A 6,902-nucleotide genomic window follows, 5' to 3' on the forward strand; every position below is an offset into this window, starting at 1 on the left:
ATTTTCTCCGCTGGGCGGCGGCGCAGGGCGCCGCCGGCCCGATCAGTACAGGTGATGGTTCAGTTCGCGGTTGGTGGAGCGCGTGATGGTCACGTCCACCAGGCGGGCCTTGAGGCCGTCGAGCAGCTCGCGGACCTCTTCCGGCTCCACCTCGCGAATCCACGGGAAGCGCTCGCGGAAGTCGTTCACCATGACCAGCGCATCGGCATAGAAGAGCTTGTCCATGGGCGTCTCGCGGACCGGCTCCTTGCCGGAGAGCAGCCTCTCGGCCTGGCCGAGCACGCCGTCGATGTTCTCCTGGCGGTCCCAGGTGCGCGAGAAGAACTGCCACAGGCAACGCTCTTCCACGTAGCCGAACAGATCGTCGATCCTGTCTTCCATCATGCTGCCTCCCTCACCCGGTCGGGCATCGCCTTCGGGTTCGCGTCGCGAATGTCGATCGCAGCCAGGTGGCGGATCGGGTTGTAGACCGCGTTGTACATGTCGCGGGCCAGATTGACGAAGCCTTCGAAGCCCATGTACGGCCCGTTGTGGTAGGCGTGGCCATTGACGTAGGGGATGTGCAGCTTCTTGACCAGTTCGCCCACGCGGGGGCCGGTGAAGATGACGTCGGGCTTGACGTGCTCGATGATCTCGAAGAACTCCAGCTCGTTGCCGTCGTCGATGTAGTAGGTGCCTTCCTGGCCGCGCGCGATGACCTTCTCGAAGTCTTCCTCGTGGCCGAACTTGGAGGACATGGCCACCACCTGCACGCCCAGGTCGTCCTCGACGGACTTGGTCCAGTGCCACAGGCGCGGGCCGCCGGTCCAGATGGCCATCCTGGTGCCCTTCAGGCGCTCCTTGTACCAGTCGAGCTTGGGCTTCCACTTGGCGTATTCCTCGGCGATCAGCGCCTCGCCGCGCTCTTCGATGCCGAAGAAGGCGCAGATCTTGCGGATGCCCTCGGCCATGTAGTTGAAGCCCCAGGAGTCGATGTCCAGGCGCGGGATGCCGTAGCGCTTCTTCAGCTCGTTGGCGATGTAGCCGGAGGAGCGGGCGCAGTTCACCACGTTGAGCTTGGCCTGCTGCATGCAGCGCAGGTCGTCGTAGGTGCCGTTGCCGGTGAAGTGGGCGATGACCTGGATGCCCAGGCGGTCCCAGTAGGTTTGCAGGAGCTGGGTGTCGCCCTGGATGTTGAAGTCGCCGATGAAGTTCATCGTGTATTCGCTGGTGATCTCCTTTTCCAGCGTGTCGACCTTCTCGTTGATCCAGCCGATGTTGAGCACGTGGTGGCCCTTGGACTGGGAGACGCCGGCGAAGCCCGGGCATTCCACGGTGAAGATGTCCACGTCGGGGCGCTCGCGCATCACCTTCTTGGTCACCGCCTTGATGTCGTCGCCGATCAGCGCGGTCGGGCAGGTGGTGTAGACGATCATGCGCTTGATGTCCGGCATCTCGTCGAAGGCCTCGTTGATGCTCTGCTCCAGGCGCTTCTCGCCGCCGAACACGATGTGGCTTTCCTTCATGTCGGTGGACCACACGTACTTCATGTTGAAGTGGCCGTTGTCCGTCGGGTAGCGTTTGGTGTGCCAGGTGTCGTAGGCGCAGCCCAGCGGGCCGTGGATCATCTGGATGGTGTCCTTGAGCACGCCGCCGATCACCAGCTTGGCGCCACAGAAGGCGCAGCCGCGTTCGGACAGGGTGCCGGGAATGGTCGCCGCGTTGGCGATGGGCAGAAATTCACGGGTGTCCTCGTTGGGCGCCTTCAGGTAGATGTGCTTCTGGCGCTCGGGGATGTCCTTGTCGCACTCCAATAGGACCATGGGCATGATTCGCTCTCCTTGATGAACAGTCCCCGGCGGATACGGGGGGATGGTCTTGCGGATGTTTCTATGTCCGGCAGTGCCGGTATTGCAGTTAGCGTGCCTGTTTCTTCCAGGCCCTGAAGCGATGCATCAACCCATTGAAATTAAATGATTTTTTAATCATTTCCGGGTTTCTGCGGGGTGGTCTGCGGGTAGGGGCATTCTTTGCACGGTTCCCGCAGGTACATTCCGGGGAGAAAAGTTCTTTCTCGTCCGGCGCCCCCCTCTCCCCCAGCCCCTCTCCCGCGAGGGGAGAGGGGAGTTTCGTCCCCGGAACGTCCGTACAGGCGCTGGTTTGCTCCCTCTCCCCTCGCGGGAGAGGGCCGGGGAGAGGGGGCGCCCCGCAGGGGCAAAAAACCGCTTGCCCCCGCTCAACGCCGGCTATGCACCAGGCGCAGGCGGGCGGCGGGCCGGCCCGCCACGGCGCGTGCCTCCGCCCGGCCACCGCATTGGCAGGGGGCGACGGGGAAATCATCCTCGTCATCCCCGCACACGATGTCCGCCATGCGCAGGCCCTGCAGGTACTCCAGGGCCTCGTGCAGTTCGGCCTCAGCCCGGCGCAGCAGCAGCGCGCCGGCGGCCCGGCGCAGGCCGCCGGCATCGAGCAGGCGGAACTTCTCCCGGGTGAAGGGCAGGCCCACGGCCTCCTGCAGCACCGCCACCATCGCGCGGGAAGTGATGTCCAGGCTGCGCCCCGCGAGACCGACGCGGAGGGCGAGCTCACGGCTCAATGTACTCATCGCTTTTCCTCGGCCAGAAAAAATGCCCGCCGGATGGCGGGCATTTCGGGTGCTCGGACTGTTTCCCCGTTTCGCCGGGGACGATCAGGCCGCCGCGGCTTCGGCGGCGGTCTTGCCGACGATGGACTCGTCTTCCACTTCCATGATGCCGAACTCCATCAGCAGCTCTTCGAGTTCATCCATGGTGCAAGGCGTCGGGATCACGAACAGTTGGTTGTTGATCACCTTCTGGGCCAGGGTGCGGTACTCGTCGGCCTGGTTGGCCTTGGGGTCGTACTCGATGACGGTCATGCGGCGGATTTCGGCGTGCTGCACCACGTTGTCGCGCGGCACGAAGTGGATCATCTGGGTGCCCAGCTTGGCAGCCAGGGCCATGATCAGTTCGTCTTCGCGGTCGGTGTTGCGGCTGTTGCAGATCAGGCCGGCCAGGCGCACGCCGCCGGAGTTGGCGTACTTCACGATGCCCTTGGAGATGTTGTTGGCCGCGTACATGGCCATCATCTCGCCGGAGCACACGATGTAGATTTCCTGCGCCTTGTTCTCGCGGATGGGCATGGCGAAACCGCCACAGACCACGTCACCCAGCACGTCGTAGAACACGAAGTCCAGGTCTTCGTCGTAGGCGCCTTCCTCTTCCAGGAAGTTGATCGCGGTGATCACGCCGCGGCCGGCGCAGCCCACGCCGGGTTCCGGACCGCCGGATTCGACGCACTTGACGCCGCCGAAGCCCACGGACATGACGTCCTCGAGTTCCAGGTCTTCCACGGAGCCGGCTTCGGCCGCCAGTTCCATGACCGAGTTCTGCGCCTTGCTGTGCAGGATCAGACGGGTGGAGTCGGCCTTCGGGTCGCAGCCGACGATCATCACCTTCTTGCCGGCTTCGGCCAGCGCGGCGACGAGGTTCTGGGTGGTGGTGGACTTACCGATGCCGCCCTTGCCGTAGATGGCGGCTTGACGAAGTTTGGCCATGCTTGCTTCTCCTCAAATCGAGTGGTTGGGCAATGCCTTTCAGCAAACCCCGTGCCACTCCGGAAAAATAACTTAAACAACTGATTTATTTGAATTTCTAATGACCTTCTGGTGATCGGCAGAGCGCTCACCGTTCCCGCAGGTACTTTCCCGCGCGGAATGTTCCGCGATGTCTGCTCAGGCCGAGGCCGGCACCACGCGCACCGGCCAGCCCAGCACCTGGACCAGCCGGCGGCGCACCCCGCCCAGGGTCTGCCCCGCCAGGGCGCAGGTAGTACAGGCGCCGGTCAGGCGCACCTGCACCTTGTCGCCGTCGATGCCGACGAACAGCAGGTCGCCGCCGTCGCGCCGCACGCCGGGGCGCAGTTCCTCGATGACCTGCAGGCTGGCCGCCCGGATGGTCGCCTCGTCGGGCATGGGGCCCAGGGATTGCCGCACTTCGTCGTCCATGGTCGTGCTCTCCTGCGATTGAGAAGGTTGCTGTAGGAGCGGGCTTGCCCGCGATGCGGCGGTGGTTTCCTCGTAGGCCGCATCGCGGGCAAGGCCGCTCCTACCGGATGCCTGCGGCCATGCGCCGCCGCTCCTGGCGCTGCACCAGGCTCAGGTTGTCGATGCGCCGGTAGCAGGCCACGAAGCGGGCGATGGCTGCGGCCAGGCTGCGGTCGCCGGCCTGCTGGGCCATGCACACCCAGTCCCGGTAGCCGCTGGCGGCCAGGTGGCGGCGGAAGGCGGCGTGGTCCACCTGGCCCGAGGTGGCGAAAGGCAGCCCCTGCGGTTCGTCGGCGGTGAACAGTTCCAGGCGGCCATAATGGGCGGAGAACACGGCGTGTTTGCCCATCTCCCCGCTGTCGCACATGGCCGCGGCGTTGAACTTGAGGCCGAAGGAGGAGTGCTCCAGCACGTCGGCGAGAATGCGGCACTCCGTGGCGGTGAGGCAGAAATCGCCCTCGTCGCGGGCCAGCGGGGCCAGGCACAGCAGCGTGCCGTGGGCCTCGATGCGCGCCAGCACCGCGTGCAGGAAATCCAGCGTCAGCCGCCAGGCGCGGCGCACCGGCAGTCGGCCGCGCCAGCGCCCGCCGCCCAGCACCAGGGTGCGCCCGCCCAGGTCGCGGCATGCCGCCGACAGGCGCACCAGCCAGGCCAGGGTTTCCTCCCGCTGCCCGGCCGTGCCGAACCAGCCCATGCCGGCGTGCTGGTCCAGGGGGACGTGCAGGCCCACGGCTTCCAGTTCCGCCGTGCGCAGCCAGTTCCCGGTTTCCGCCACCAAAGCGGCGGACGGCGCGCGCCAGGCATCGCCCCAGCTTGCCGCGGAGGACAGTTCGATGCCTTCGATGCCCAGATCCGCCAGCCTGGGGAGCCAGGCCGCCCGCGCACCGGGCGGCAGGGCGGCGTTGGACAGGGCCAGCTTCATGGCGGGGACTACACGAGATCGTCTTCGGAGGTGATCAGGCGGAAGCGCTGCCCTGCCCCGCCGTCCGCCCGCGCACTCGGCGGGAGCGAGCCCTGCCCGGCCGCCTCGGCCCGGGCAGCGGCCTTGTCCACCCAGGACAGCAGCCCGCGACAGGCCAGGGCCAGGCTGACTTCGTTGAGCAGGTCCTCGATGTCGTGGCCGTTGTCCACGATGATGGGCTGGATGCCGACGGACATCAGGCGCTTGATGGACGAGATGCCGATGGAGGCCGCATACACCGCGGCGCAGCCGCCGAGGAATTCGAGCTTGGCGACGACCTTGTCTTCCGGCGGCTTGTCCAGCTCGCCCGGCCTGGCCGCCATCTCCGGCCCCGGCGTGTAGACCGTGCCGGCGGGCAGGCGCCTGTCCCGGTTCTCGCCCTTCATGACGGCGGCGGCGAAATCGCCGATGGCGGCGAGTTCCGCCTCGCCCGGCCAGACCCGGTAGATGACGAAGCGCTCGGCGGCACCGAAGTGGGTATTGACCTGCTGCTGATCCGTGGAGGCGAAGGCGACGCGCAACATGATCGTGTACTCCGGTCGGGGGTCCGGGCGGGTGCCGGCCGGAAGGTACTTACGCATCATGGCGGGATGGGGAAGCACCGGCCGACACCGCCCGGAGCGGTCGGAAACGGCCCGGCGCGGCGGCCGGGCGGTTTCCCTGTTCGGTCGTCGGCGCGAGCCGACGCTTCCTCTATTGCAAGCACCGGGCCAGGATTTGCCGATGGCCCGGGAATCCCCTGTTTCAGCGGTTTTCCGCCCATCCGCCGGTGCCCTGCCCGTGTTTCCGGCGGTGCCCGGCGTTCCGCGGCGTACCTTCGGTTCGCCGGGCGTTCGCCGATGTACACCGTGCGTACCGGTGCATGGCAACCAACAATTGGACAGGCAACACCGTTCGCCCTGAGCCCTTCGGCTTCGCTCAGGACAGGCCTGTCGAAGGGCGTTGGCTGCAATCGGGCTTCGACAGGCTCAGCCCGAACGGCATTTGATTGCCGAGGCAATCAGAAAGTCGCCTTACCCTGGTACCAGGCGAGCAGGGAGGGTTCGATCTCCTCGTGGGCGTACTGGTCCACCGGCTCGATGCCGGCCTTTTCGAGGCGCGCGCGCGGCCCGTCGCCCACGCGGGCGACGAACAGGGCCGCGCAGCCGGCCAGAGCGCGCAGGATCTGCTCGCGCCTGTCGTCGTCGCCCTCACCCTCCTGGCAGTAGTGCTCCACCTTGCGCACCTCGACCAGATGCGCGCCCTGCCCGTCGACACGGTAGAGGTTGAACTCGTCGGCATGGCCGAAATGCAGGTCCACCTGGCGGCCGTGCTTGGTCGCCACGGCCACCAGGGCGCCGGAATCGGCGGCTTCCATGTTCATGGGCTTGCTCCTCGTCGGTTGGGAAAAAGATAGAGGCCGGCGGCCTCAGCGGTAACTCTTGTAGCTCAGGCGGTAGCGTTCCATGCGCAGGCCCAGGATGCGGCGGGTGAGCCCGAGCTGGGTGGCTGCCGCGGTCATGTTGCCCTGGTGCACCTTCAGCGCCTCCACGATCAGCTCGTACTCGGCCGCCGCCAGGCGGGCCTCCAGCGTACCGGCGGCGGAGATTTCCGTCACCACAGGGGTCTGCAGCGAGGGTGGCAGGTGGGGCTTCTCGATCACGCCGTCTTCGGCCAGGATCACCGCCCGCTCGACGACGTTCTCCAGCTCGCGCACATTGCCCGGCCAGTGGTAGCAGGTGAGCATGTTGAGCGCCGGGGTGGAGATGCGATGCACCGCGATGCCCATGTCCGCCGAGAAGCGCGCCACGAAGTGGTCGGCCAGGGCCACGATGTCCCCGCCCCGTTCCCGCAGCGGCGGGATGGTGATCGGGAACACGTTGAGCCGGTAGTAGAGGTCCTCCCGGAAGCGCCCCTCCG

Annotated in this window: 9 protein-coding genes; all 9 read right to left on the reverse strand. The window is 66.6% G+C overall.

The features are described from left to right. Positions 1–42: 42 nt before the first annotated feature. Positions 43–384, reverse strand: a complete 342-nt coding sequence (gene vnfG / locus E6O51_RS21155; protein WP_136387015.1) for a V-containing nitrogenase subunit delta — start codon at positions 382–384, stop codon at positions 43–45. Beyond that, positions 381–1,808: a nitrogenase vanadium-iron protein, alpha chain gene (gene vnfD / locus E6O51_RS21160; RefSeq protein WP_136387016.1), complete on the reverse strand. Its 1,428-nt coding sequence runs from the start codon at positions 1,806–1,808 to the stop codon at positions 381–383. Before vnfD ends, vnfG begins: the two co-directional genes overlap by 4 nt. 407 nt (positions 1,809–2,215) lie before the next feature. Beyond that, entirely contained in the window at positions 2,216–2,584 is a 369-nt protein-coding gene (locus tag E6O51_RS21165) for a hypothetical protein (protein ID WP_136387017.1), read from the reverse strand. A gap of 84 nt (positions 2,585–2,668) precedes the next feature. Beyond that, positions 2,669–3,553, reverse strand: a complete 885-nt coding sequence (gene nifH, locus E6O51_RS21170) for a nitrogenase iron protein (RefSeq protein WP_136387018.1) — start codon at positions 3,551–3,553, stop codon at positions 2,669–2,671. Positions 3,554–3,730: 177 nt separating this feature from the next. Continuing rightward, positions 3,731–4,003, reverse strand: a complete 273-nt coding sequence (locus E6O51_RS21175; protein WP_136387019.1) for a NifU family protein — start codon at positions 4,001–4,003, stop codon at positions 3,731–3,733. 100 nt (positions 4,004–4,103) lie between these two features. Further along, on the reverse strand, positions 4,104–4,964 hold the full coding sequence (locus tag E6O51_RS21180) for a sugar phosphate isomerase/epimerase family protein (RefSeq protein WP_136387020.1): 861 nt from the start codon (positions 4,962–4,964) through the stop codon (positions 4,104–4,106). Positions 4,965–4,972: 8 nt separating this feature from the next. Next, a complete protein-coding gene (locus E6O51_RS21185; protein WP_136387021.1) occupies positions 4,973–5,527 on the reverse strand; it encodes a NifB/NifX family molybdenum-iron cluster-binding protein in 555 nt (184 codons plus the stop codon). A gap of 476 nt (positions 5,528–6,003) precedes the next feature. After that, positions 6,004–6,366: a NifB/NifX family molybdenum-iron cluster-binding protein gene (locus tag E6O51_RS21190; protein ID WP_136387022.1), complete on the reverse strand. Its 363-nt coding sequence runs from the start codon at positions 6,364–6,366 to the stop codon at positions 6,004–6,006. Between the two features lie 45 nt (positions 6,367–6,411). Continuing rightward, positions 6,412–6,902: AAA-type ATPase lid domain-containing protein (locus tag E6O51_RS21195; RefSeq protein WP_136387023.1), on the reverse strand; the 491-nt coding region annotated here is incomplete at its 5' end.

The sequence above is a fragment of the Pseudothauera rhizosphaerae genome (assembly GCF_004801305.1).
Lineage (GTDB): Bacteria > Pseudomonadota > Gammaproteobacteria > Burkholderiales > Rhodocyclaceae > Pseudothauera > Pseudothauera rhizosphaerae.

What these genes read in the sequence shown, in the direction of transcription:
- vnfG (WP_136387015.1), bottom strand. Translation starts at nt 384, where the DNA reads ATGATGGAAGACAGGATCGACGATCTGTTCGGCTACGTGGAAGAGCGT.
- vnfD (WP_136387016.1), bottom strand. Translation starts at nt 1,808, where the DNA reads ATGCCCATGGTCCTATTGGAGTGCGACAAGGACATCCCCGAGCGCCAG.
- E6O51_RS21165 (WP_136387017.1), bottom strand. Translation starts at nt 2,584, where the DNA reads ATGAGTACATTGAGCCGTGAGCTCGCCCTCCGCGTCGGTCTCGCGGGG.
- nifH (WP_136387018.1), bottom strand. Translation starts at nt 3,553, where the DNA reads ATGGCCAAACTTCGTCAAGCCGCCATCTACGGCAAGGGCGGCATCGGT.
- E6O51_RS21175 (WP_136387019.1), bottom strand. Translation starts at nt 4,003, where the DNA reads ATGGACGACGAAGTGCGGCAATCCCTGGGCCCCATGCCCGACGAGGCG.
- E6O51_RS21180 (WP_136387020.1), bottom strand. Translation starts at nt 4,964, where the DNA reads ATGAAGCTGGCCCTGTCCAACGCCGCCCTGCCGCCCGGTGCGCGGGCG.
- E6O51_RS21185 (WP_136387021.1), bottom strand. Translation starts at nt 5,527, where the DNA reads ATGTTGCGCGTCGCCTTCGCCTCCACGGATCAGCAGCAGGTCAATACC.
- E6O51_RS21190 (WP_136387022.1), bottom strand. Translation starts at nt 6,366, where the DNA reads ATGAACATGGAAGCCGCCGATTCCGGCGCCCTGGTGGCCGTGGCGACC.